Annotated in this window: 22 protein-coding genes; 15 read left to right on the forward strand and 7 right to left on the reverse strand. The window is 71.7% G+C overall.

Annotated features, from left to right (window positions below; genetic code table 11):
• Positions 1-10 precede the first annotated feature (10 nt).
• The 7 genes from DEJ27_RS01300 (at position 11) to DEJ27_RS01330 (ending at position 6,480) form a co-directional block, all read left to right on the forward strand.
• The gene (locus DEJ27_RS01300) at positions 11-1,069 is read left to right on the forward strand and encodes a polyprenyl synthetase family protein (protein ID WP_181419945.1); all 1,059 of its coding nucleotides are present in this window, start codon (positions 11-13) and stop codon (positions 1,067-1,069) included.
• Positions 1,066-2,004 carry a squalene/phytoene synthase family protein gene (locus DEJ27_RS01305; protein WP_110858704.1) on the forward strand — a complete coding sequence of 313 codons (939 nt, stop codon included), beginning with the start codon at positions 1,066-1,068 and terminating at the stop codon, positions 2,002-2,004. The genes DEJ27_RS01300 and DEJ27_RS01305 overlap by 4 nt, the downstream gene beginning before the upstream one ends.
• On the forward strand, positions 2,001-3,641 hold the full coding sequence (gene crtI, locus DEJ27_RS01310; RefSeq protein ID WP_110858705.1) for a phytoene desaturase family protein: 1,641 nt from the start codon (positions 2,001-2,003) through the stop codon (positions 3,639-3,641). The genes DEJ27_RS01305 and crtI overlap by 4 nt, the downstream gene beginning before the upstream one ends.
• Positions 3,641-3,973: a lycopene cyclase domain-containing protein gene (locus DEJ27_RS01315; protein ID WP_027464925.1), complete on the forward strand. Its 333-nt coding sequence runs from the start codon at positions 3,641-3,643 to the stop codon at positions 3,971-3,973. The genes crtI and DEJ27_RS01315 overlap by 1 nt, the downstream gene beginning before the upstream one ends.
• Entirely contained in the window at positions 3,970-4,440 is a 471-nt protein-coding gene (locus DEJ27_RS01320; RefSeq protein WP_181419946.1) for a lycopene cyclase domain-containing protein, read from the forward strand. Before DEJ27_RS01315 ends, DEJ27_RS01320 begins: the two co-directional genes overlap by 4 nt.
• A gap of 29 nt (positions 4,441-4,469) precedes the next feature.
• A complete protein-coding gene (locus DEJ27_RS01325; RefSeq protein WP_111090248.1) occupies positions 4,470-5,363 on the forward strand; it encodes a prenyltransferase in 894 nt (297 codons plus the stop codon).
• Positions 5,364-5,436: 73 nt separating this feature from the next.
• Positions 5,437-6,480, forward strand: coding sequence for a Gfo/Idh/MocA family protein (locus DEJ27_RS01330; RefSeq protein ID WP_110858707.1), 1,044 nt, complete (start codon positions 5,437-5,439; stop codon positions 6,478-6,480).
• A gap of 191 nt (positions 6,481-6,671) precedes the next feature.
• Here DEJ27_RS01330 and DEJ27_RS01335 read toward each other — a convergent pair whose 3' ends face one another.
• Positions 6,672-7,412 (reverse strand): MBL fold metallo-hydrolase, encoded by a 741-nt coding sequence (locus DEJ27_RS01335; protein ID WP_110858708.1) that lies wholly within the window; start codon positions 7,410-7,412, stop codon positions 6,672-6,674.
• A 63-nt stretch (positions 7,413-7,475) separates the two neighbouring features.
• Here DEJ27_RS01335 and DEJ27_RS01340 point away from each other — a divergent pair, with 63 nt between their 5' ends.
• From DEJ27_RS01340 to DEJ27_RS01355, 4 genes are all read left to right on the forward strand, one after another.
• A complete protein-coding gene (locus DEJ27_RS01340) occupies positions 7,476-7,991 on the forward strand; it encodes a hypothetical protein (protein WP_110858709.1) in 516 nt (171 codons plus the stop codon).
• Between the two features lie 4 nt (positions 7,992-7,995).
• Positions 7,996-9,027 (forward strand): YihY/virulence factor BrkB family protein, encoded by a 1,032-nt coding sequence (locus tag DEJ27_RS01345; RefSeq protein WP_110858710.1) that lies wholly within the window; start codon positions 7,996-7,998, stop codon positions 9,025-9,027.
• A gap of 81 nt (positions 9,028-9,108) precedes the next feature.
• Positions 9,109-9,597: a DedA family protein gene (locus DEJ27_RS01350; protein ID WP_110858711.1), complete on the forward strand. Its 489-nt coding sequence runs from the start codon at positions 9,109-9,111 to the stop codon at positions 9,595-9,597.
• A 10-nt stretch (positions 9,598-9,607) separates the two neighbouring features.
• Positions 9,608-10,303, forward strand: coding sequence for an SDR family oxidoreductase (locus tag DEJ27_RS01355; protein WP_110858712.1), 696 nt, complete (start codon positions 9,608-9,610; stop codon positions 10,301-10,303).
• Between the two features lie 7 nt (positions 10,304-10,310).
• Here DEJ27_RS01355 and DEJ27_RS01360 read toward each other — a convergent pair whose 3' ends face one another.
• Complete coding sequence (locus DEJ27_RS01360; RefSeq protein ID WP_110858713.1) at positions 10,311-11,942, reverse strand: ABC-F family ATP-binding cassette domain-containing protein; 1,632 nt, start codon at positions 11,940-11,942, stop codon at positions 10,311-10,313.
• A 274-nt stretch (positions 11,943-12,216) separates the two neighbouring features.
• Here DEJ27_RS01360 and DEJ27_RS01365 point away from each other — a divergent pair, with 274 nt between their 5' ends.
• Complete coding sequence (locus DEJ27_RS01365; protein ID WP_110858714.1) at positions 12,217-12,642, forward strand: DUF3151 domain-containing protein; 426 nt, start codon at positions 12,217-12,219, stop codon at positions 12,640-12,642.
• Between the two features lie 89 nt (positions 12,643-12,731).
• On the opposite strand, the gene DEJ27_RS01370 is transcribed toward DEJ27_RS01365, so the two are convergent.
• The 4 genes from DEJ27_RS01370 to DEJ27_RS01385 are packed head-to-tail and all read right to left on the reverse strand — an operon-like array spanning position 12,732 to position 19,175.
• Positions 12,732-15,776, reverse strand: coding sequence for a glycoside hydrolase family 2 TIM barrel-domain containing protein (locus tag DEJ27_RS01370; protein WP_111090156.1), 3,045 nt, complete (start codon positions 15,774-15,776; stop codon positions 12,732-12,734).
• Positions 15,773-16,708 carry a carbohydrate ABC transporter permease gene (locus DEJ27_RS01375; protein ID WP_110858716.1) on the reverse strand — a complete coding sequence of 312 codons (936 nt, stop codon included), beginning with the start codon at positions 16,706-16,708 and terminating at the stop codon, positions 15,773-15,775. Before DEJ27_RS01375 ends, DEJ27_RS01370 begins: the two co-directional genes overlap by 4 nt.
• On the reverse strand, positions 16,705-17,820 hold the full coding sequence (locus DEJ27_RS01380; RefSeq protein WP_110858717.1) for a carbohydrate ABC transporter permease: 1,116 nt from the start codon (positions 17,818-17,820) through the stop codon (positions 16,705-16,707). Before DEJ27_RS01380 ends, DEJ27_RS01375 begins: the two co-directional genes overlap by 4 nt.
• On the reverse strand, positions 17,817-19,175 hold the full coding sequence (locus DEJ27_RS01385; protein WP_110858718.1) for an extracellular solute-binding protein: 1,359 nt from the start codon (positions 19,173-19,175) through the stop codon (positions 17,817-17,819). The genes DEJ27_RS01380 and DEJ27_RS01385 overlap by 4 nt, the downstream gene beginning before the upstream one ends.
• A gap of 208 nt (positions 19,176-19,383) precedes the next feature.
• Between DEJ27_RS01385 and DEJ27_RS01390 the strand changes: the two genes are divergently transcribed.
• The 3 genes from DEJ27_RS01390 (at position 19,384) to DEJ27_RS01400 (ending at position 21,826) form a co-directional block, all read left to right on the forward strand.
• A complete protein-coding gene (locus DEJ27_RS01390; RefSeq protein WP_110858719.1) occupies positions 19,384-19,725 on the forward strand; it encodes a hypothetical protein in 342 nt (113 codons plus the stop codon).
• A complete protein-coding gene (locus DEJ27_RS01395) occupies positions 19,706-20,872 on the forward strand; it encodes a Vms1/Ankzf1 family peptidyl-tRNA hydrolase (RefSeq protein WP_110858720.1) in 1,167 nt (388 codons plus the stop codon). Before DEJ27_RS01390 ends, DEJ27_RS01395 begins: the two co-directional genes overlap by 20 nt.
• A 111-nt stretch (positions 20,873-20,983) precedes the next feature.
• The gene (locus DEJ27_RS01400; RefSeq protein ID WP_110858721.1) at positions 20,984-21,826 is read left to right on the forward strand and encodes a formate/nitrite transporter family protein; all 843 of its coding nucleotides are present in this window, start codon (positions 20,984-20,986) and stop codon (positions 21,824-21,826) included.
• Between the two features lie 56 nt (positions 21,827-21,882).
• Here the strand turns inward: DEJ27_RS01400 and DEJ27_RS01405 are convergent, their stop codons facing one another.
• Complete coding sequence (locus tag DEJ27_RS01405; RefSeq protein ID WP_110858722.1) at positions 21,883-23,094, reverse strand: MFS transporter; 1,212 nt, start codon at positions 23,092-23,094, stop codon at positions 21,883-21,885.
• Positions 23,095-23,161: the final 67 nt, after the last annotated feature.

A 23,161-nucleotide genomic window follows, 5' to 3' on the forward strand; every position in this document is an offset into this window, starting at 1 on the left:
GGTTAGGCCAATGAGCGAGGAAGCGACCACCGTGCCGCACATCGACCTCGCGCTCGTCGACGACTGCCTCGAGCGCTTCTTCGCCGTGTCGTCGACGCGCGCCGAGCGCTACGGCCGACCGTCGGAAGAACTGTGGCGCGTGCTCCGCAAGGCGAGCATGGGCGGCAAGCGCTTCCGACCCCGCATGGTCATGACCGCGTACGCCGGCATGGGCGGCACCGACGCGCACGCTGCCGCCAACGTCGCGGCGGCGTACGAGCTCCTGCACACCGCACTCGTGGTGCACGACGACGTCATCGACCGTGACTGGTCGCGCCGCGGGCAGCCGAACGTCGCCGGGTCCTTCCGCGACACCGGCACGACGGGCGGCCTGCCGCTGCCGACCGCCGAGCACCGGGGGATGAGCGCCGCCGTCATCGCCGGTGACCTGGCCCTCGCCGGTGCGCCCCGTTTCATTGAGGCCGCTGGCGTCGACGGCACTCGGCGCGAGCGACTGCTCGAACTGTTCGACGAGGCCGTCTTCGCCAGCGCTGCCGGCGAGATGACCGACGTCGACCTGGCACTCGGCGTGATGCCGACGGTGGACGAGGTCCTGGCGATGGAGCGGGCGAAGACGAGCGTGTACTCGTTCGAGGCTCCGCTGCAGTCCGGGGCCGTGCTGGCCGGTGCCGACGAGGAGATCGTCACCGCCCTCGGTGCCTTCGGTCGCGAGATCGGCATCGCGTACCAGATCGTCGACGACCTGCTGGGGGTCTTCGGCGACGAGACCATGACCGGCAAGACCGTTCTGGGCGACCTGCGCGAGGGCAAACGCACGATGCTCATCGCCTACGCGGCGACCACGGACTGCTGGCCGGACCTCGAGCCGTACCTGGGCGACCCGGACCTGACCGAGGCCCGTGCGGACGAGGTCCGTGCGACCCTGGTCTCCTGCGGTGCGCGCGGCGCCGCGGAAGAACGCGTCGCCGACCACACCGCACTCGCCCGGGCCGAGCTCGCCCGGCTGCCGTACGACCTCGCCGACCGCCTGGAGGCCCTCGTGACCGAACTCGTGGAGCGCGCCCGGTGACCCACAGCACCACCACGGCGACCGGATCCCGTCCGGCTCGCCTCCAGCTCTACGACGCCACGGCCGAGGCCGCGTCGGGTGTCGTCATCGACCGGTACTCCACGTCGTTCGGACTGGCGAGCCGCATGCTCGCCCGCGACACACGCGAGCACATCCGGAACGTCTACGCGCTGGTCCGCGTCGCCGACGAGGTCGTCGACGGCCCCGCGACCGAGGCCGGGCTCGACCGCGAGCTCGCCCGCACGGTGCTCGACGAGCTCGAGGCCGACACCGAACGGGCCATCGCGCTCGGTTTCTCGGTGAACCCGGTCGTCCACGCCTTCGCCCGCACCGCCCGCGCCACCGGCTTCGGCGCCGAGCTCACCGCCCCGTTCTTCGCCTCGATGCGCATGGACCTCGACCGCACCGAGCACGACGACGCCTCGTTCGACGCGTACGTGTACGGCTCCGCCGAGGTCGTCGGTCTGATGTGCCTGCGCGCGTTCGTGTACCGGGCCGGTCGTCCGACGTTCGACCAGGCCGAACTCGTCGCCGGGGCGCGTGCGCTCGGCGCCGCGTTCCAGAAGGTGAACTTCCTGCGTGACCTGCACGCCGACTTCGAGGTGCTCGGTCGCTCGTACTTCCCGGGTGTCGACATCCGATCCTTCGACGAGGCCACGAAGGACCGCCTGGTCGCCGACGTGCAGGCCGACCTCGACCACGCCGCACGGACGATCCGGCTGCTGCCGGCCGACGCCCGCAACGCGGTCGGACTCGCACACGCGCTGTTCCAGGAACTCAACGACCGACTCGCGCGCACGCCGGCGAGCCGCCTCGTCACGACGCGCGTGCGCGTCCCCAACCCGGTGAAGGTGCGCCTCGCCGCGCAGGTCCTCGCCGGACGCGCACCGCTCCGGTCACGCGTCACCACCCACCGGCCGGGAGGCTCCTCATGACCCCGCCCCGCGCCTCCCGACCGACGACGGTCGCCACCACCACCCGGCGCAAGGTGCCCGCGCGCCGCGCCGTCGTCATCGGCGGCGGCATCAGCGGCCTGGCGGCCGCGGCGCTGCTCGCACGCGACGGCTTCTCGGTGACGGTGCTCGAGCAGCGCACGCAGCTCGGCGGCCGTGCCGGTTCGTGGGAGCAGGACGGGTTCCGGTTCGACACCGGGCCGTCGTGGTACCTCATGCCCGAGGTCTTCGACCACTTCTTCCAGCTGCTCGGGACGTCGGCCGAGGCCGAACTCGACCTGGTGAAGCTCGACCCCGGCTACCGCGTCTACAGCGAGGGCCACGACGAGCCGATCGACCTGCGGGCCGACGCCGAGGCCAACATCGCGCTGTTCGAGTCCATCGAGCCCGGTGCCGGCGAGCGGATGCGGAAGTACCTCGCGTCGGCCGAGGACACCTACACGATGGCGGTGCGTCGGTTCCTCTACACGAGCTTCCAGGACCTCACGAAGCTCGCGGCACCCGACGTCCTGCGTCGCCTGCCCAAGCTGGCGCGCCTGTTGCTCGAGCCGCTCTCCACGTTCGCCGAGACCGCGGTGCGCGACCGTCGCCTGTGGCAGATCCTCGGCTACCCGGCGGTGTTCCTCGGCACGAGCCCGTACGCGGCGCCGAGCATGTACCACCTGATGAGCCACCTCGACCTGGCCGACGGCGTGCTCTACCCGAAGGGCGGCATCACCGAGGTGATCTCCGCCGTCGAGCGGGTCGCCCGGGCCGAGGGCGCGAAGATCATCGCCGGTGCGAAGGTCGAGCGGATCGTCGTCGAGGACGGCGTCGCCACCGGGGTCGTCCACCGCGACCGCGACGGCGTGCAGCACACGGCCCCCGCCGACCTCGTGGTCAGCGCTGCCGACATGCAGCACACCGAGATGCAGCTGCTCGACCGCGAGCACCGCACCCACGGCGCCGACCACTGGAAGAAGCGCGACCCGGGCCCGAGCGCGGTGCTCGTGTACCTCGGCATCGACGGTCCGACGCCGGGCCTGCTGCACCACACCCTGATGTTCACCGCGGACTGGAAGGCGAACTTCGGCGCGATCTTCGGGGACGACCGGCACGTGCCGGACCCCGCCTCGATCTACGTCTGCGCCCCCTCCGAGACCGATCCGAGCGTCTCGCCGCCCGGCACCAGCAACCTGTTCATCCTGGTGCCCCTGCCCGCCGACCTGTCGATCGGCAAGGGCGGCATCGACGGTGCCGGTGACTACCAGGTCGAGCAGATCGCGGACCGTGCCATCGACGTGCTGGCCGAGCGGGCCGGGGTGCCCGACCTGCGCGACCGCATCCGGGTCCGACGCACGATCGGACCGCGCGACTTCGCGGACGACCTGAACGCCTGGAACGGCTCGATGCTCGGCCCGGCGCACACGCTGAAGCAGAGCGCGTTCTTCCGCGAGAAGAACGTGTCGAAGAAGGTCGAGGGGCTGTACTACGTCGGCGCCTCGACGATCCCGGGCATCGGTCTGCCGATGTGCCTGATCAGCGCCGAGGTCCTGCTCAAGCGCATCCACGGCGACCGGAGCACCGAGCCGCTGCCGACACCCCTCGGGGCTCCGCGGGACCGGACCGAGACCGCCTGATGCCCGGGGTCTACCTCGCCGGCCTGGTGGTGTCCCTGGTCGGCATGACCGTGCTGGACGCCCGCTTCCGGCTGTTCTTCTGGCGGGCACCGTGGCGGGCGGCGGCCGTGATGGTCGTCGGTGTCGCGTTCTTCATGGTGTGGGACGTCGCCGGTGTCGCTGCCGGCATCTTCTTCATCGGGCCGCAGAACCTGCTCACCGGGGTGCTCCTGGCGCCCGAGGTCCCGCTCGAGGAGCTCTTCTTCCTGCTGCTGCTCTGCTACTCGACGATGGACCTGGTCGGCTTCGTCCGGCCCCTGGTGCAGCGGGCGACCGATCGGCGGCGCGCGTGAACGGCACCGGGGCGTACGCGCTCCTGGCCCTGCCGTTCTTCGGCGTCACGGCGGTCGTGGCCGTGGTCGCCGGCATCGTCGCCGCCCGCCGGGCCCGTGCGGCGGGTCGACGGCCCGCGGTCGGGCGCCGGGTCGCGGTGCTCACGTCCGTGATCGCCGGCGTCGCGCTGCTGGTGATGACGATGGTGTTCGACAACGTCATCGTCACGCTGCGGATCGTCGCCTACGACCCCTCGCTCATCAGCGGTGCGAAGATCGGTGCGATCCCGGTCGAGGACCTCGCCTACGCGATGTCCGCCATCGTGCTGCTGCCCAGCCTGTGGGTCCTGTTCGACCGGACGGGCGCACGCGACCGGACGGGCGCACGCGACCGGATGGGCGCACGCGACCGGACGGGCGCACGCGACCGGACCGGCGCACGCCCCGCGCCCGACCCGACCCCAGCACCAGCGGAGGACACGAAGTGAACGCCAGCACCGCCTCCAGGCCGTCGACCATGCGCGCTCTGTTCGTGTCGTCGCGCCCGATCAGCTGGGTGAACACCGCCTACCCGTTCGGCGCCGCGTACCTGCTCGGCAGCGGGGTCGGCGTCGACGGCGGCGGAGGATTCTCGCTCGTCGCGTTCCTGGTCGGCGTCGTGTACTTCCTGGTGCCCTACAACCTGGCGATGTACGGCATCAACGACGTCTTCGACTACGAGTCCGACCTGCGCAACCCGCGGAAGGGCGGTGTCGAGGGCGCCCTGCTCGACAAGAGCGTCCACCGCACCACGCTGTGGGCCGTCGTCGTCACGAACGTCCCCTTCCTCGTCGCGCTCGTGGTGCTCGGCGCGGTCAGCGGCAACGGGCCGTGGTCGTGGCTCGTCCTGGCGATCAGCGTGTTCGCGGTCATCGCGTACTCGGCGCCGGGCCTGCGGTTCAAGGAGAAGCCGTTCCTCGACTCGCTCACGTCGAGCACCCACTTCGTGTCGCCGGCGATCTACGGCCTCGCCCTCGCCGGCCCGCACTGGACCGGGGAGCTCGTCGCTGTGTGCATCGCGTTCTTCCTGTGGGGCGTGGCCTCGCACGCGTTCGGTGCCGTGCAGGACGTCCTGGCCGACCGCGCCGGGGGCATCGGCTCCGTCGCGACCGTGATCGGCGCCCGGGCCACCGTCCGCCTGGCCTTCGTCGCGTACCTGGTCGCCGGGGTCGCGCTGCTGTTCTCGGCGTTCCCGGGCTCGATCGCCGCGATCGTCGTCGTGCCGTACGCGCTCAACGTGCTGCCGTGGTGGAACATCACGGACCAGGGCGCCGAGGCCGCGAACGCCGGGTGGAAGCGGTTCCTCTGGATCAACTACCTGGCGGGGTTCATCGTGACGATGGCGCTCATCGCGTACGCCTTCACGCACTGACAGACTGGACGCACGCACCGCGGCGACCGTGGTGCGTCACCAGCCACGACGGCAGTCACGAAGGAGTGCACGCATGAGCGTCCGGATCATCCACGTCGGTCTCGGAGGGTGGGGCGGCAACTGGGCCCGCACCGCCATCCCAGAGGTGTCGGAAGTGCAGGTGGTCGGGATCGTCGACCCGTCGGCGCCGACGCTCGAGGCCGTGCGGACCGACCTCGGGCTCCCGGCCTCCGCGGCGTTCGGGTCCCTGACCGAGGCGCTCGCCGCGGTCGAGGCCGACGCCGTCGTCATCACCGCCCCGGCCGTGACGCACGTGCCGCTCGCGCTCGAGGCCCTCGATGCCGGCAAGCACGTCCTGGTCGAGAAGCCGTTCGCCAACACCACCGACGAGGCCGTCACCGCGGTCCGTCGCGCCGAGGAGCTCGGCCTGGTGCTGCAGGTCAGCCAGAACTACCGCTGGTACCCGGCACCGCGGGTGGTGCAGGAGATGCTCGAGGCGGACGTCGTCGGCGAGGTCTCCGCGATCAACGTCGACTTCCGGCAGTGGGACAACGACCAGCCCGCCGAGACGTACCCGCACTACCGGTTCCCGCACGCGATGATCAACGACATGGCGATCCACCACTTCGACCTGCTCCGGATGATCACCGGGCAAGAGGCAGTCCGGGTCTTCGCCAAGGCCAGCTACCCCGCCTACAGCAAGTACCAGGACGAAGCGGTCGCCTCGATGATCATCGAGCTCGACGACGGCACGGTGGTCAACTACCGCGGCAGCTGGCTGAGCCGTGGCCCGCGCACCGCCTGGGCCGGCGAGTGGAGCATCGAGGGCGAGGACGGTGAGCTCTGGTTCACGAGCCGCGACGGTGAGCCGAACGCGGTCGACGGTGACCGGGTCACCGTCCGCCGCACGCAGGACGACGTCGCCGAGCCGGTCGAGCTCCCCGTGCTCGCGCACACCGACCGCCAGGGCGGGCTGCAGGCGTTCGCCCGCTCGGTGCAGGGCGGCCCCACCCCCGAGACGAGCGGGCGCGACAACCTGCGGAGCCTGGCGCTGATGGAGGCCGCCGGCCGCTCCGCGGCGTCCGGTCTGCCCGAGGACGTCGTCGTCCCGTCCTGACCGCAACCACCCACGGCCTGGAGGCGCGGGGCGGGCCCGCACCGCGCCTCCAGGCCGGCTCTGGTCGCGCCCAACGCGTCGGTGGCGTCTTGCGCACCCCCCTCGAGACCTTTCGCGCTCACCGACAGTCCACGCGCCGGAGCGCCCGTGGGGTGTCGCTGAGCGCGTGGACTCGCGAGCTGGACGCCGCTTCAGGCGGCGCCGGCCACCCGCCGCGCCTGCGCGACGGCCCGCCGCACGCCGAGCGACCAGCCCGGCCCGTGGCCGGGCAGCACGTGCTTCGCCTCGGTGTCCGCGAGCCGGTCGAGCGACGCGACCGCCGTCTCGACGTCCGAGGTCGCCGCGGGTGCCACGATCCGCGGTCCGATCCCGCCCGTGTACGGGTCGAAGGTGACGAGCGCGTCCCCGGCGATCACGGCGTCGCGGTCGGCGAAGTGCAGCGCCACGTGGCCGTCGGTGTGCCCCGGGGTCTCGATGATCCACGGGTTGCCCGGCACGTCGGCGCGGCTCTCCAGCGGTTCGGTGTCCGCGATGCCGTCGACCGTGACCGCACCGGCCAGCAGCATCCGACCCAGGGGGCGCAGACCACCCGGGTGGAGCGCGACGAACCCGAAGCGGTTCGTCTGCGGTCGGTACGAGTACGGGTGCGCGGCGAGGTGCCGATCGCCCGGGTGGACGAACACGGGCGTGCCCCAGTCGCGGTGCATCCGTGCGGCGGTGCCGACGTGGTCGAAGTGCCCGTGCGTGAGCAGGAGCCCCTCGACCTGGTCGGGCGTGTAGCCCAGGTCGTGCACGGCGAGCTGCAGGTGCGGCCACGCGGCGGGCAACCCGGCGTCGACGACGAGCAACCGATCGCCGGTCTCGACGAGGTACGTGTTGGTGTGTGCGATCTCGAGGCGGTGGATCCCCTCGGCGGCGTCCCGGAAGAGCATGTGCGGCACGGTAGACGCGGCCTGCTGGGCACGATCCCGGGTGGGACGTGTACGAAATGGGGAATGGCCAAGGACAGTCTGCCCGAGCTCGAGCTCGCCAACGTGCGCACCCGCGAGGGCATCACGGACACCGTGACGGAGCTGAAGCGACGCGCGGACCTGCCCGCCCGGACGCGGCTCGCGGTCGCCAAGACGAAGCAGCGTTGGCACCGTGACCCCACGCCCCTGGTGGCGATGGGCATCACCGGGCTGACGGGTGTCGCGGCGATCGTCCTCGGCATCGCGCTGCGGAACCGCCCCGCCGGGCACCTGGCCGCGCCGCCGGCGAACTCGGCGTTCACCGCGCTGCTGCCGTTCGGTGCGCGTGGCGACGCCCCCTCGGCGAAGGAGCAGGCGCAGGCAGGCCGCAAGGGTCGGAAGGCGCGGGCCAAGGCGGCCGAGGAAGCCCTCGAGCAGGACCCGGCGCACCGCGCCCGCGTGAAGCAGCAGGTCGGCATCGCGGCGGTGCAGCGACGGGCGAACAAGAACCGCAAGCAGGCGGTCAAGCGGTCGAAGCAGGCCGCGAAGGCGAGAGGGTAGTCACATGGCGCACGAAGAGCACAAGCCCGATCCGGACGACGCCCGGAAGCCCGACAACCCCAGCGACCTCAAGAAGCCGACGCTCGTCTACACGCTGAAGAAGACGCTGCGCGAGTTCACGAGCGACCAGTGCACCGACCTCGCGGCGAGCCTGACGTACTACTCGGTGCTCGCGCTGTTCCCCGGGCTGCTGGCGGTCGTGTCGATCCTCGGCCTGGTGTCGGATCCGAAGAAGACGATCGACACGCTCCTCGACATCATCGGCAACATCGGTTCGCAGCAGGTGGTCGAGCTGATCCGCGACCCGGTCGAGGGGCTCGTCCGCTCGCCCGCCGCCCCCATCACGTTCATCGTCGGTATCGTCGGTGCCCTCTGGTCGGCATCCGGCTACGTCGGCGCGTTCGGCCGTGCCATGAACCGGATCTACAACGTGCGTGAGGGCCGCCCGATCTGGAAGCTCCGCCCGACCATGCTCGGCGTGACCGTCACCACGGTCGTCCTGCTCGTGATCGGTCTGCTGGTCCTGGTGAGCGCTCCGCTCGCCCGGAGTTTCGGCGACGTCATCGGCCTCGGCGACGTGGCCGTCACCGTCCTGTCGATCGTGCAGTGGCCGATCCTGCTCGTCATCGCGATCATCGTCGTCGCGGTGCTCTACTACTGGTCGCCGAACGTCAAGCAGCCGAAGTTCACCTGGGTCAGTGGCGGCTCGATCCTGGCGCTCCTCATCTGGATCATCGCGAGCGTCGGCTTCGGGTTCTACGTCGGGAACTTCTCGAACTACAACGCCACGTACGGCTCCCTGGGTGGGGTCATCGTGTTCCTGCTGTGGATCTGGATCACGAACAACGCGCTGCTCTTCGGCGCCGAGTTCGACGCCGAGATCGAGCGGGGCCGCGAACTGCAGGCCGGCATCCGGGCGGAGGAGGACATTCAGCTCCCCGAGCGCGACACCCGCCAGATCGAGAAGCAGGACGAGAAGCGGGCGCAGGACGTGCTCGAGGGCATCCGCATCCGCCAGGGCGTCGACGACGACTGACCGTCGCTCGGCTGATCGGCGCTGACCGGCGCTGACCGGCGCTGACGGGCGCTCTCCGGGTCGGGACGCTACGGTGCGAGCGTGCCGTCCTTCCTCGAGGGGCTCCCGTTCCGGTGGCTCGTCCTCGCGCTCTTCGTGATCGTGTTCTGCCGTGCGCAGGCCACGTACTGGGTCGCGCGGCTCGCGGTGACGGGTGCGTCCCGATCGCGGTGGGGCGGTTGGCTGCGGTCGCCGGCCGTCCGTCGCGGTTCGGCGTTGCTCGAGCGCTGGGGGCTGCCCGTCGTGACGGTGAGCTTCGTCGTGGTCGGTCTGCAGACGGTGATGAACGCCGCAGCGGGGCTGGCGCGGGTCTCCTGGTGGCGGTACACGATCGCGATGGTGCCGGGGTGCGTCGCGTGGGCGTTCCTGTACGCGACGGTCGGGCTCGCCGTGTTCTGGGCGGTCGTCGCGGCGCTCGCCGGCTCGCCGTGGGGCATCGCGGCGCTCCTGGGTCTGGTGGTCGTCGCCGGCGTCACGCTGACCGTCCTGCGTCGTCGCCACCGCACAGGAGGCCCGGCCCGGCTTCCGTAGGCTGGCCCACGTGACGACAGAACCGCTCCAGAACCGTCCGGTCGCCCTGGTGACCGGAGCCACCCGCGGCATCGGCCGCGCGATCGCCGCCGACCTCGGCCGCACCCACCACGTGCTCGTGGGCGGCCGGTCCGCCGACGCCGTGGACGCCCTCGTCGCGGAGCTGCCGAGCGCGGCGCCGTTCGTCGGTGACCTGGGCGCGGGCGAGGTCCCGGCGCTGCCCGATCGGCTCGACGTCCTCGTGCACTCGGCCGGTGTCGAGCAGGGCACCACCGTCGCCGACACCCCGCGTGCGGTGTGGGAGCAGGTCTTCGCGACGAACCTGTTCGCGGTCGCCGAGCTCACCCGGCTGGCGCTCCCGGCACTGCGGGCGGCCCGGGGCATCGTCGTGCCGATCAACAGCGGCTCCGGGTTCCACTCGGGCCCCGGCGGTGGCGTGTACGCGGCGTCGAAGTTCGCGCTGCGGGCCTTCGCCGACGCCCTGCGCGAAGAGGAGCGGGCGAACGGCGTGCGGGTGTCGAGCGTGCACCCGGGCCGGACCGACTCGGACATGCAGCGGCAGCTCGTGGCGAAGCTCGGTGAGTCCTACGACACCGACTACTACCTGGCCCCCGAGGACGTGGCCGCCGCGGTCCGCACCGTCGTCGACCTGCCCGAGCGCGGCACCGTCGAGTCGCTCGCGATCCGGCCGACCCGACGGCGCTGACGGGGGTCTACCGCAGCTCGATCCGTTCGTCGAGCTCGAGCCGTTCCAGGAACGTCTCGTCGTGGCTCACCACGACGAGTGCTCCCCGGTAGGCCCGCAGCGCGTCGACGAGCTGGTCGACGCTCGTCAGGTCGAGGTCGTTGGTCGGCTCGTCGAGCACGAGCAGCTGCGGGGGCGGGTCGGCGAGCACCAGGGCCGCCAGCGCCACCCGGAACCGCTCCCCGCCGGACAGGTCCCCGGCCGGGCGGTCGACGGTGTCCCCGCGCACCAGGAACTTCGCCAGCCGGTTGCGGACCTCGGCGACGGGCACGTGCGGGGCGTCCCAGCGGACGTTGTCGAGCACCGTGGCGGTGTCGTCCAGGCTGTCCTTCCGCTGCGGCAAGTACGCGATCCGGTCGACGTGGGCGACGGCCACGGTGTCGGGCAACGGGTGCTCCCGGGCGGCTGGATCGCCGACGAGCTGCTCGAGCAGGGTGGACTTGCCGACGCCGTTGTCCCCGGTGACGGCGATCCGTTCCGGTCCCTGCACGACGACGTCCCGTCCGCGGACGGTCAGGGTGGCGATCCGACGCGATGCCGGCACCTCCGGGTCGGGCAGGGTGACGTGGATCGACTCGTCGTCACGCAGGCGGAGCTCGGCCGCGCGGACCGTCGCCAGCGCCTGCTGTTCGGCCGACCCGTGCGCGACCCGGAGGCGTCCCGCGGTCTCCTGGGCCTTCTTCCGCTGTTCGTTGGCCAGGATCTTCGGCATCGACCGGCCGGCTTCGGCGCCGGCCTTCGCGCGTCGGGCGATCTTCGTCTCGGCCTCGATGCGCTGCCGCTTCTCGGTGCGGTGTCGCTGCTCGGCGACCCGGACCTCGCGCTCGACGGCTGCCTGCTGCACGGCGAGGTGCTCCTCGAACGCGCTGAAGGTCCCGCCGAACACGGTCATGGCCCCGGCGCGGAGCTCCACGGTCTCGTCGACGTGCTCGAGGAGTTCCCGGTCGTGGCTGACGAGCACGAGGGTGCCGCGCCAGTCGTCGACCAGGTCGAGGAGCAGCCCGCGGGCCCGGCGGTCCAGGTTGTTCGTCGGCTCGTCCAGGAACACGATCGGCCGGGCGCGCAACCGCACCCCGGCGACGGCGGCGAGCACCGACTGCCCGCCGGACAGCGTCGACACCGGCCGGTCGAGGTCGGTCCCGTCGAGCCCGACCCGGTCGAGCACCGCGGCGGCCCGTTCCTCCAGGTCCCAGTCGTCGCCGACTGCCTCCAGCTGTGCCGCTGTGGCTTCGCCGGCCAGGACGGCCCGGAGCGCGGTGAGTGTGGGACGGACGCCGAGCAGGTCGGCGACGGTGTCGTCCGCGCTGGCGTGGGCCCACGCCGCCGGTTCCTGATCGACGCGCCAGCGGCGATCAGGCCGTGCCGGTGGGGAGAGGCGTTGCGGCAGGTGGTCGACGGGACCCGACGTCGCGATGCTGCCCGACGTGGGGTGGAGCCGGCCGGTCGCGAGCCGGACCAGGGTGGACTTGCCGGCCCCGTTCCTCCCGACCAGGCCGGTCCGGCCACGCCCGAAGGCGGCGGTGAGGTGGTCGAGCGCGACGGTGCCGTCGGGCCAGGCGAAGGTGACGTCGTGCAGGACGACGGACGGACTGGTGGGCATGCGGGTGTCTCCCGGTGTCGATGCTGGGCGCACGACACCGAGGCCACCGCGGTGCGGTGGAGCGCCCGACGGGGCGCGCGATCACGGTGTCAGCGCGTGGGCTGAGCGGTACCGGTGATCGACAGCAATCCGTCTGCTTCCGTCGGGGGACCCCCGTGTCCGCCATCCGTTCCGCCGGTCGGTCTCCCGCCCCGGCGGCCCCGCGATGACGACGAGGTGACCTCCACGGTAATCCCGCGACACGGGCACCCGCAAGGGATGACAGGCTGGGGGCATGCCGGAGAACCTGTTGCCGACCCCGTCGTCGAACCCCGAGACCCTGCTGCCCGCCGAGCCGGAGGTGACCGCCGCGCTCGAGGCGGAGGCCCCCGTCGCCAGCGTGGTGGTGTCCTACCCGTCGTCGAGCCTGGCGTGGGCGCTGCTCGCCGACGAGGCGTGGGCGCGCGGCGCGACCCTCGAGTCCTACGCGTACGCCCGTGTCGGGTACCACCGTGGGCTCGATGCCCTGCGCAAGGCCGGCTGGCGCGGTGTCGGGCCGGTGCCGTGGTCGCACGAGCCGAACCGTGGGGTCCTGCGGGCGCTGTTCGCCCTGCGCCGTGCGGCCGAGGCGATCGAGGAGCCCGGCGAGGCGGAGCGCCTGACCGACTTCCTGAACGCGAGCGACCCCGAGGCCCTGCGCGCCCTGTCTGCCGGCGCGTAGCTCCCGCACGCAAAACACCGGTGTTCGCACTGCACGCCGCGGGATGCGGGTGTGCAACGTGCGAACACCGGTGTTTTGCGCGTGACCGACTAGCCCAGCAGCACGCTCCAACTGAACGCCTGCGGCCAGAGCTGGTGCTCCGGCAGCACGTCCAGTCCGCACGCCCGGCTGCCGAGCCCGTGCTGCGCGGCGTCGAGGTACAGGTACAGGTGGTCCGACGTCGGCAGCTCGTACGGGTGCTCGGCGCGGTCGATCTGCTGCGCGGTCCACGGCGACAGGGTGAACCCCGCACGGTGTGACCCCACCGTCGTCACGGTGAACGGCCCGACAGCCAGCGATCGCAGCGACGGCCGGTGCCCGGTCTCCTGCGGCCGCGAGTACTCCACCCCGAGCGACCGCACCGGCGCGGAGAACCGGCCGACCCGGGCCGCAGCACTCGAATCGGCGTACGACTCCAGCGGTCCGGTCCCGAACCAGGTGGCCTCCGCATCGGCCAGCGACGCGGGCAGGTCGAACCGCACCCCGATCCGCGGCCACGTGACGTCCCAGGCGCCGAACGGCACGGCGTCGGTCTGCAGCACGAGCCCCTCGGACGTCAGGGTCCAGCGGTGCGTGACCTCGAGGCCCCACCCGCTGTTCGCCGCCGCGACGCGGACCCGCTGCTCCAGCCCGGAGGTGGTCCGCGACACCGACACCAGCCGGTGCGTCAGCCGGTCCAGCCCTCGGTCGCGCCAGCGCGACGCCGACGGGGGAGCGGTCGGGTCGCCGACCCCGTGCGTGAGCACCGGGTCCGCGGTCTCGTAGCCGCCCTGTGACGCCAGGCTGTCGTTGTCGGTCGGCGCACGCCAGAGCTCCAGGCGGGGCCCCGCGACCTCGTGGCCCTTCCAGGACACCAGGTCGCCGCGGGCACTGAAGGTGCCGTCACCGAGTCGGTCGCCGTCCCACCCCTGCCGGGAGGCCCGTGGTGCGTCCGCCGCGCGCGCCGCGACGAGCCGCTGGGTGCGTGCCACGACGTGGCCGGTGTCCGCCCACGCGGTCGGCCCCGCCAGTTCCACGGTCAGGTCGAACCAGAGCTCGTCGCCGGGTGCGAGTTCGGACGTGGCCGCGTCGAGCACCTCCGAGGGCACCGGCACCGTCGCCGACTCACGTGCGGAGACGATGCCCGTGGACAGGCGCCCCGAGGCCTCGACGACGCCGTTCCGCGACAGGGTCCAGCACAGCCGGAGCCCGGCGGTCGAGGCCGAGTGGTACCGGTTCTCGACCAGCACCGTGGTGTCCGAGACCGCCAGGCGGACCGGGGCCACGACGGCGGCGAACTCGGCGAGCCCCGGCGTCGGGGTGTCGTCGGGCAGCACCAGGCCGTCCATCACGAAGTTGCCGTCGTGCACGACCTCGCCGAAGTCCCCGCCGTACGCGTAGTAGTCCTCGCCCGTGGGCGTCTTCGCGAGCAGGCCGTGGTCCCGCCACTCCCACACGAACCCGCCGTGCAGCCGTGGGTACCGGTCGACCAGGGCCTCGTACTCGGCGATCTGCCCGGGGCCGTTGCCCATCGCGTGCACGTACTCGCAGTGGATGAAGGGCTTCGACCGCTGCCGTGCGGCCTCGGCCGGGCCGCAGCCGAGCAGGGGCGTCGGGGTACCGCCGCCGATCGACTCGGTCTCCTGCAGCGTCGGGTACATCCGCGAGTAGACGTCGGTGTACTCGCCCGTGTAGTCGCCCTCGTAGTGCACGGGGCGCTCCGGGTCGCGGGCGTGCACCCACTGCGACATCGCGGCGAGGTTCCGGCCGGTGCCGGACTCGTTGCCGAGCGACCACATCACGATCGAGGCGTGGTTCTTGTCGCGCTCGACGGTGCGTGCGATGCGGTCGAGGTACGCGGCGGCCCACGCCGGGTCGTCGGAGGGATTGCCGACCCAGTCGGTGAAGATGAACCCGTGGGTCTCCAGGTCGCACTCCAGGATCACCCAGAACCCGAGCTCGTCGGCCAGGTCGAGCACGCGGGGGTGTGGCGGGTAGTGCGAGGTCCGGATGGCGTTGACGTTGTTCCGCTTCATCAGTGCCATGTCGGCGCGGGCGTGGTCCTCGTCGAAGACCCGGCCGCGCACGGGGTGGGTCTCGTGCCGGTTCACGCCGTGGAACACCACGCGCTCGCCGTTCACCAGGAACCGGTCGCCGACGATCGACACGGTGCGGAACCCGAGCCGGAGCGAGACGGTCTCACCGCCCGAGCCGGCGGACGCGCCGGTCGCCGCGGAGCCGGTCGACACCGTTGCCTCGTACAGCTTCGGCAGCTCCGCGCTCCACGGTTCGACGCCCTCGACCTCGATCGGCGCGACGTCGTCCGCCGTTGCCCAGGTCACGTCGACGCCCAGGTCGGGCACCGCGAACCGCACCGGGAACACCGCTTCGAGCGCCGGGAACGTGATCGTGCCGGTCCCCGTCTCCGGCCGTCCCGACGCCGCGGTGCCCGCCGAGGCCGCCGTGCCGAGCGTCGCCCGCCAGCCGGCCTGGACGAACACGTCGTCGATCGGCGCCGTGGGTCGTGCGAGCAGGGTGACGTCACGGAAGATGCCGGGTAGCCACCACTGGTCCTGGTCCTCCAGGTAGGACGCCGCCGACCACTGGTGCACCCGGACCGCGAGCTCGTTCGCTCCCGGGCGCACCAGTTCGGTGACGTCGAACTCGGTCGCCAGGCGGGAGCCCGTCGACCACCCCACGAGCGTCCCGTTCAGCCACACCCGGAAGTGCGACTCGACCCCGTCGAACCGCAGCAGCACCCGGTCGGCACCGTCGAACGACGACGGCAGCTCGAAGGTGCGGCGGTGGTCGCCGGTCGGGTTCTCCTCCGGCGGGTGCGGGGGGTCGATCGGGAACGGGTACTGCAGGTTCGTGTAGCTCGGGGCCCCGTGCCCGTGCAGCACCCAGTGCGACGGCACCGGCAGCTCGCCCCAGGCCGAGTCGTCGTCCTCCCCACCGTCGGTCGCGAAGTCCTCGGAGACCGAGGCGACGGGCGACCACCGGAACCGCCAGTCACCGTTCAGCGACAGGGACGGGGCGTCGGTGTGCAGCCAGGCACGGGGTGCCAGCCGCGAGTCGGAGCCGGGTGCGGTGGACGAGAGTGCGGAGTGGGTCAACCCTTGACCGATCCTTCCGTGAGGCCTCCACGCCAGAAGCGCTGGAGGACGATGATGGCGATGACGAGCGGGATGACCGAGACGAGCACCCCGCCGGTGGTGAGCTGGTAGAACTCCGGCAGGCGGTCGACCTGCGAGCGCCAGTTGTTCAGCCCCAGTGTTATCGGGTACAGCTTCTGGTCTGCCAGCATGATGAGCGGCAGGAAGAAGTTGTTCCAGATCCCGACCACCTGGAACAGGAACACGGTGACGAGCGCCGGGGTCATCTGCCGGAGCACCACGGTGTGGAAGATCCGCAGCTCACCGGCACCGTCGATGCGTGCCTGTTCGAGCAGGGTGGTGTCCACCGACGCGGCGGCGTACACCCGGCACAGGAACAGGCCGAACGGCGACACCAGGCTCGGGATGAGCACGCTCCAGTACGTGTCCGTCAGGCCCATCGACGAGAACAGCAGGAACAGCGGCAGCGCCGTCGCGGTCCCCGGCACGAGGACGCCGCCCAGGATCGTGCCGAACACGAACTGACGCCCCCGGAAGTCGTACTTCGCCAACGCGTACCCGCCGGCCGCGGCGAAGTAGGTCGCCAGGACCGCACCGACGCCGGAGTACAGCACGCTGTTCGCGATCCATCGCACGAAGATGCCGCCGTCGTAGGTGAACACCTGCTGCAGGTTGCTCCAGAGCGCGAACTCGCCACCGAACCAGAACCCGGGGGTGGAGAACAGCGCCCCCGTGGTCTTCGTCGCGGCGATGATCACCCAGTAGAGCGGGACGAGGAAGTACAGCGCGGCGATGACGAGGATCCCCGTCACGACGATCTGCGACCTGGGGGACCGGTCGAGCTTGCGGCGCTGGTGCGCCGAGATCGACGTGGTGTCCACGGGGACGGCGGACTTCGCCGTGGCCGGCGCTTCGATGGCTTCGCTGGTCATCGGTCAGTCCCTTCGGTGGTCGCGACGCGACCGGCGTGGAGGCCCGGGTCGGCTTGGGTGGTGACCGTGCTGCCCGCCGCAGCGCGCGTCCGGAGCGCGGTGCGGGCCTCCCGGCCGTCGCGCCGTGCACGCTTGCGCCGGTCGCGTTCGTCCTTGGGTGGCCGGTTCGTCAGCGCGAGGAACGCGAACGACAGGATGAACGCGGCCAGGGCGATGATGACCGCCTGCGCACTCGCGACGCCGTACTCGTTGAACGCGAACGCGTTCGTGTAGGCGGCGTAGTTCGGCGTGTACTCGGTGTCGATCGCCGGGGCCACGGTCGACAGGATCTGCGGCTCCGCGAAGAGCTGCAGCGTGCCGATGATCGAGAACACCGTCGTGAGCACCAGGGCCGGTGCGATGAGCGGGATCTGGATCCGCCACGCGACCTGGAACGCGTTCGCGCCGTCCACCTTCGCGGCCTCGTAGACCTCGCCGGGGATGGACTTCAGCTGCGCCACGATGATGAGCATGTTGTAGCCGGTGTAGGTCCAGGTGACGATGTTCGCGATCGACCACAGCACGCTGTTGGCGCCGAGGAAGTCCGGCTGCAGCCCCATCGACTGCAGCCCGGCGACGATCGGTGACAGCCCGGGCACGTACAGGAACGACCACAGGATCGTCGCGATGACGCCGGGGACGCCGTACGGCATGAAGTAGATCGCGCGGAAGAAGCCCGGCCAGCGGGCGCTCGCCGACTCCAGCAACAGCGCGAGGATCGTGCAGGCGATGATCATCACCGGGACCTGGACGATGCCGAAGAGCAGCATGCGGCCGATCGAGGCGACGAACCCGCTGTCCTGCAGGGCGATCGCGTAGTTGTCGAACCCGGCGAACCGGCCGACGACGCCGTCCTCACCGAACAGGCCCTCGCGGTCGACGGTGGTGAACGACTGGAACAGGGCGCTGATGATCGGGATGACGAACGTCAGCAGGAACAGGGCCAGGAACGGAGCGAGCAGGATCCACGGGGCACGCTTCTGCGCGCTCGTGGCCTTCGTGCTGGTGCGGAACGCGGGGGTGCCGCCGGCCGGTCGACCGGTGGACCGTGGGGTGGTGGTCTGCTGGGTCATCGTGCCGTCCTGACGCTGAGGCCCTTGTCCTTGAAGGACTGGACGATCTCCCGCTGTGCGAGCTCCACGGCGTCACTGAGCTTGAGGCCCGAGGTGATCTTGCGGCGGAACTGGTTCTGCAGCGACGTGAAGGCCGACTGGGTCACCGGGGACCACGACCACTCGACGTTCTGCTCCTGGGATGCCGGCACGAAGACCTCTTCGTTGTAGTTCTGGCCGGAGAACCACTTCGACGGCTGCTGGCGCTGCGCCCCGATGTAGTCGACGGCGGGCGACCAGCCGATGCCGCAGTACTTGATCATCGCGTCGATCCCCGCCTTCGAGGTGGTCATCCAGGTGATGAACTCGAGCGCCTCCTTCGGGTGCTTCGCGTTCGCCAGCACGGCGGCCGTCGAACCGCCGATGGCGCTCGAGCCGAAGCCGTCGGCGCCCCACTTCTGCATCGGGGCGACCTTCCACTTGCCCTCGCCGCCCTGCACCGACTCGATCAGGGCGTCACCCCAGCTCGCGCTCGTGACCGCGGCGATCCTGCCGCTCGCGGCCGCGGCGTACCACCCGGGGGAGTACGCGCCGGCACTCGTGTCGACCAGTTCGTCGTCGATGACCCCGTCGAAGAAGTCCGCGACCATCAGGGTCTTGTCGTCGGTCATGTCGACGACCCACTCGTCGCCGTCGACCTTGAACCAGCGCGCGCCGGCCTGCTGTGCGTACGCGGCGAACGGCGACGCGTCGGCGACCGGGAACACCTCGAGGTAGTTCTGCTTGCCGGTGCTCCGGACCCTGTCGGCCAGGTCACGCCACTCGTCCCACGTCGTCGGGGGTTCGCCGCCGGCCTGCTCGAGGATCGCGGTCTGGTAGTAGAAGCCCATGGGGCCGGTGTCCTGCGGGATGCCGTAGATGCCGTCGACGAACGACACCTGCGCCCATGCGGCCTCGTCGTACTCCGACTCGAAGTCCTTCGCCCCGTACCGGGCCAGGTCGACCAGGCCGTTCGCGAGCATGAACTCGGGGATCTGCCGGAGCTCGACCTGCCCGATGTCCGGGCCGCCGCCGGCCGCGAGCGCGGAGTACATCTTCTGGTACCCGCCACTGTTGCCGCCGGGGATCCAGTTCGCGGTCACCTGGATGTCCGGGTGCGTCTCGTTCCAGACATCGCAGACCTTCTGCAGGTCCTTGAGCCAGGCCCAGTAGGTGAGCTGGACGGCCTCACCCGGGGCCGCGGCGGGCACGAGGGCCGCCTTGTTGACGTTGGTCGAGCCCGGGACCGCGCAGCCGGCGAGGAGTCCCGCCGCCGCGGTGCCGAGGCCGAAGCCCAACAGGTGTCGTCTCGTGATGGGTCGTGGTCGTGGCGCCATTGCCGCACTCCGTTCGTCGTTGATCGGGGTTGTCCACACCCAACCACAGAACCGAATGCCGTTGTGGTTTCGTGACCGTACCGACACTGCGCATTCCCGGCGCACCTTGGAACGGCCCCAGGCCCAGGCGCGGACGGTGGGGTCACAGAGCAGACACCGACGCCCCGGACGGCGAAGGCCGCCGGTGGCACGACCGGGAGGAGAAGCGATGACCGAACGCGGGAACACCACCCATCGCCCCGAACTCGACGAGCAGCTCGCGCACGAGGCGCAGAGCATCGTCCAGGGGCACGGCAGCAACGCCCACGTCGAGGAGTTCCGGCAGTCCGAGCCGGTTCCCGACGACACCGACGACCCGGAGACCCTCGCCGCGTCGGGCTACGACGGCGAGCTCGAGGGCGAACTGCAGGACGACACCACCGACGTCCTGCCCGAGGACGACGCCGACCGTGCCGACCCGTTGCCCACCGGCGAGGGCGATGGAGCCGACGCGACCGTGTACCGCACCGAGACCGGGGAGGGCAGCACCGATGGCTCTGACGCAGAATGACGCCCCGCACCTGCAGTCCGGGATCGCCGAACGCCTGAAGCGTGGGGGCACGTGGACGTGGGCCTACGTCGACGCGTCCGGTGACCGTGAGGACCCGCAGCACCTGGCCGCCCTGCAGCGTCGGAAGGCCGAGGACGTGCTGCGGTCGGCCGGGGCGGACGCCGAGGTCATCGACACGGTGATGGCCGAGCTCGAGGAGACGCCGGGGGTGCCGGCGCCCGTGAGCCGGTACGTGCTCGTGCACGACGGCGAGCTCGTGCTCAGCGAGGTCCTGCCCGGGGCGATGCACGCCCCGACGTCGATCGGCCACGACCCCGTGCCCGACCTGCTGCCGCTCCTGGCGCACCGGCCGCTCGACCTACCGTTCCTGATCGTCGAGGTCGGTCGCGAGGGCGGTGGCTACCGCGCCTACCGTCTGGGTCACGCCGACGTGCCGGACCGTCGCGACGAGCAGCGCGTGCAGGGCCGCACCGACACGCTCCACAAGTTCCAGGGCGGCGGCTGGTCGCACCTGCGGTGGCAGCACCACACCGAGGAGATCTGGCGCGACAACCAGAACGAGGTCGCCACGGCCGTCGACGAGGCGTTCCGGCGGCTGCAGCCGAAGCTCATCGTGGTCGCGGGGGACATCCGCGCACGGGGGCTCCTGCTCGACCAGTTGTCCACCGAGGCGCGCGCCGTCGTCTCCGAGGTCCCGGTCGACACCCGGGCATCGGATGCGTCGGAGACCGCGCTCGTCGAGCACGTCGACATCGCGCTCGCCCGGGTCATCGCGACCCGCCGGCACGACTTCGAGGACCTGCTCCGCACGCACGTCGGCCGCGGGGACAACCAGACGGTCGCCGGCCTCGGGTCCGTCGTCGAGGCGCTGCAGCAGGCGCAGGCCTCGGTCGTCGCGATCGACGCCGCCGCGATCGGCGACCGCACCCTGCTCGCGCTCGGAGCGGTGCCGTGGATCGCCACGGCACCCGAGCAGGCGGCGGGTGCACCGGTCATCGGACCGGTCCCGGCCGTGTGCGCGATCGTCCGGGCGGTCGCCCTCACCGACGCGGAGCTGCTGCTCGTGAACGCCGCATCGCTGCCGAACGGTGCGCCCGCCGCGGCGTTGCTGCGGTGGCCGGTGGGACCGGCGGTGCCGGCCGCCTGAGCGGTGACCGGACGACGGACGCCAGGCCCGGTGCCAGCTGGTACCGGGCCTGGCGTCCGTCTCGGCGCGATCCTGCGGGCCGCCGCGACGGCCGCGTATAGCGTCCCGGCCATGACCGACGACCGCCGACGTGAGCTCGGCACCAGCGACGCACCCGTGGAGGACGAACTCGCGGAGTCCTTCGACGCGACCATCGAGGAGGGCGCGGAGCGGCTGCAACGGACGACCCGGGCCGTCCTCGTCACGGGATTCTTCGGCGGCCTCGAGGTCGGTCTCGGGGTGATGGCGTACCTGGCGGTGCTCACCGAGACCGACAGCCACCTGCTCGCCGGGCTGGCCTTCGGCATCGGCTTCATCGCGCTGCACCTGGCGCACAGCGAACTCTTCACCGAGAACTTCCTGATGCCGGTCGCGGCCGTGGTCGCCCGCGAGGGGACCGTGCTGCAGCTCGTTCGACTGTGGGGCGGCACCCTCGTGGCGAACCTGGCCGGGGGATGGGTGTTCATGTGGCTCGTCGTCCAGGCGTTCCCGCAGTGGCACGTGACGCTCTCGGAGTCGGCACACCACTACGTCGATGCGCCGTTCGGACTGCAGAGCATCGTGCTGGCGGTCCTGGGCGGCAGCACGATCACCCTGATGACGCGGATGCAGCAGGGCACCGACTCGGACCCCGCGAAGCTCGTCGCCGCCGTCGCCGGAGGCTTCCTCCTCGCCGGGCTGCAGCTCTTCCACTCGATCCTCGACTCGCTGCTCGTCTTCGGGGCGATCCAGTCGGGCGCGGACATCACCTACGGGCAGTGGCTCGGCTGGTTCGGGTACACGCTGCTGTTCAACGTCCTCGGCGGGCTGGTGCTCGTGACGGCGCTGCGCTTGCTCCGGACGAAGGAGCTCATGCAGGACCGCCGCCGGGACTCCCAGGACGACCCCGAGCGCGCCGACCACGAACAGGGCTGACGAGCGCGACGGGCGGTGCGACTGACGGGGTCGCTCGCGGTCAGTCGCGCGAGCGGTCAGTCGTGCGAACGGTCGCGGCGGGGCACCAGCGGGACCGCGAGCAGCGGGAGCACCGCCACGATGCCGAACGACGCCGCGAACCCGAGCGCACCGACCAGGGCGCCGATGCCCGGACCGACGGCACTCGCCGCGATGAACTGCCCGGTGTTCTGCGCCCCGAGCGCCCGGCCCGACCAGAACGGACCCGCCGCCTCGGCGACCGACGTGTAGGCCAGCCCGTTGTCGGCGACCGTCACGCTCGTCGCGAGCACCAGGAACACCGCAGCCCCGGCCAGGTGCGTCGCGTCGACGACCGCGAGCACCGCCATCACCACCGCCGCGCTCACCGCGACGATCCGGAGGGGGCCGACGCGCGACCCGGCCCGGTCGCTCCAGCCACCGACCACGATCCGGCCGATCGCCCCGACGAACTGCGCGGCGCCGACCAGCATCCCGGCCGCCGGTGTCGACCAGCCGAGGCCCACGAGCCAGACGAGCCCGTACGTCGACAGGGTGAACTGCGGCACCACGAGCAGGACCGACACCGCGTGCACCCGCCACAGGAAGCCGCTCGACCGGTAGGGGTTCGCGGTCGCCGTCGTCGCCACCGTGGCCCGGGCAGGGCGTGGCGGGTCGGTGATCCCGATCGCGCAGCAGACGGCGAGCACCGCGCAGAGCACGATCGGCAGGACCAGGGCCGCGCGGATCCCGGAGCCCTCGGCGAGCTGCGGCACCGTGACCGCCGCGAGCGTCACCCCGAGCGGCTGCGACATCTGTCGGATGCCCATCGCGAGTCCCCGGCGCTCCTTCGGGAACCACCCCACCACGACCCGACCGCTCGCGGCGTTCGTCGAGGCACTCGTCATGCCGCCGGCCAGGAACGCCAACCCGAGCAGCACCGGGTCACCGGCAGCCAGCCAGGCGGCGACCACGGCGAGCATGGTGAGCACGAGGCCGCCGGCGATGACGACGCGCTCGCCGAACCGGTCGGTGATCGCGCCCCAGGCGATGAGTGTCAGGACCATGCCGAAGGTCGGAGCGGCGGCGAGGACCCCGGCGACCGGCAGGGACGTGCCGCGGCTGAGCAGGTGGGGGATGAGGAGCGCCGGGGCGGACACGACGAGCGTCCCCGCCGCCTGGGCCGCGACCCCGAGGGCGAGCATCGTCCAGGCGCGGGCCGAGACCGGCGACGTCGTGGTGGATCGCTGCGGAGCGTCGGTCGTGGGCATGGGTCGTCTCGGCCGTTCGTCGTCGTTCCGTCGCGGAACGGTTTGGTATACCAGAACGGTATACCAT

Origin of the sequence: Curtobacterium sp. MCPF17_018 (assembly GCF_003234135.1) — a bacterium.
GTDB lineage: Bacteria > Actinomycetota > Actinomycetes > Actinomycetales > Microbacteriaceae > Curtobacterium > Curtobacterium flaccumfaciens.

What these genes read in the sequence shown, in the direction of transcription:
- DEJ27_RS01300 (WP_181419945.1), top strand. Translation starts at nt 11, where the DNA reads ATGAGCGAGGAAGCGACCACCGTGCCGCACATCGACCTCGCGCTCGTC.
- crtI (WP_110858705.1), top strand. Translation starts at nt 2,001, where the DNA reads ATGACCCCGCCCCGCGCCTCCCGACCGACGACGGTCGCCACCACCACC.
- DEJ27_RS01315 (WP_027464925.1), top strand. Translation starts at nt 3,641, where the DNA reads ATGCCCGGGGTCTACCTCGCCGGCCTGGTGGTGTCCCTGGTCGGCATG.
- DEJ27_RS01325 (WP_111090248.1), top strand. Translation starts at nt 4,470, where the DNA reads ATGCGCGCTCTGTTCGTGTCGTCGCGCCCGATCAGCTGGGTGAACACC.
- DEJ27_RS01330 (WP_110858707.1), top strand. Translation starts at nt 5,437, where the DNA reads ATGAGCGTCCGGATCATCCACGTCGGTCTCGGAGGGTGGGGCGGCAAC.
- DEJ27_RS01335 (WP_110858708.1), bottom strand. Translation starts at nt 7,412, where the DNA reads ATGCTCTTCCGGGACGCCGCCGAGGGGATCCACCGCCTCGAGATCGCA.
- DEJ27_RS01340 (WP_110858709.1), top strand. Translation starts at nt 7,476, where the DNA reads ATGGCCAAGGACAGTCTGCCCGAGCTCGAGCTCGCCAACGTGCGCACC.
- DEJ27_RS01345 (WP_110858710.1), top strand. Translation starts at nt 7,996, where the DNA reads ATGGCGCACGAAGAGCACAAGCCCGATCCGGACGACGCCCGGAAGCCC.
- DEJ27_RS01360 (WP_110858713.1), bottom strand. Translation starts at nt 11,942, where the DNA reads ATGCCCACCAGTCCGTCCGTCGTCCTGCACGACGTCACCTTCGCCTGG.
- DEJ27_RS01365 (WP_110858714.1), top strand. Translation starts at nt 12,217, where the DNA reads ATGCCGGAGAACCTGTTGCCGACCCCGTCGTCGAACCCCGAGACCCTG.
- DEJ27_RS01375 (WP_110858716.1), bottom strand. Translation starts at nt 16,708, where the DNA reads ATGACCAGCGAAGCCATCGAAGCGCCGGCCACGGCGAAGTCCGCCGTC.
- DEJ27_RS01380 (WP_110858717.1), bottom strand. Translation starts at nt 17,820, where the DNA reads ATGACCCAGCAGACCACCACCCCACGGTCCACCGGTCGACCGGCCGGC.
- DEJ27_RS01385 (WP_110858718.1), bottom strand. Translation starts at nt 19,175, where the DNA reads ATGGCGCCACGACCACGACCCATCACGAGACGACACCTGTTGGGCTTC.
- DEJ27_RS01390 (WP_110858719.1), top strand. Translation starts at nt 19,384, where the DNA reads ATGACCGAACGCGGGAACACCACCCATCGCCCCGAACTCGACGAGCAG.
- DEJ27_RS01395 (WP_110858720.1), top strand. Translation starts at nt 19,706, where the DNA reads ATGGCTCTGACGCAGAATGACGCCCCGCACCTGCAGTCCGGGATCGCC.
- DEJ27_RS01400 (WP_110858721.1), top strand. Translation starts at nt 20,984, where the DNA reads ATGACCGACGACCGCCGACGTGAGCTCGGCACCAGCGACGCACCCGTG.
- DEJ27_RS01405 (WP_110858722.1), bottom strand. Translation starts at nt 23,094, where the DNA reads ATGCCCACGACCGACGCTCCGCAGCGATCCACCACGACGTCGCCGGTC.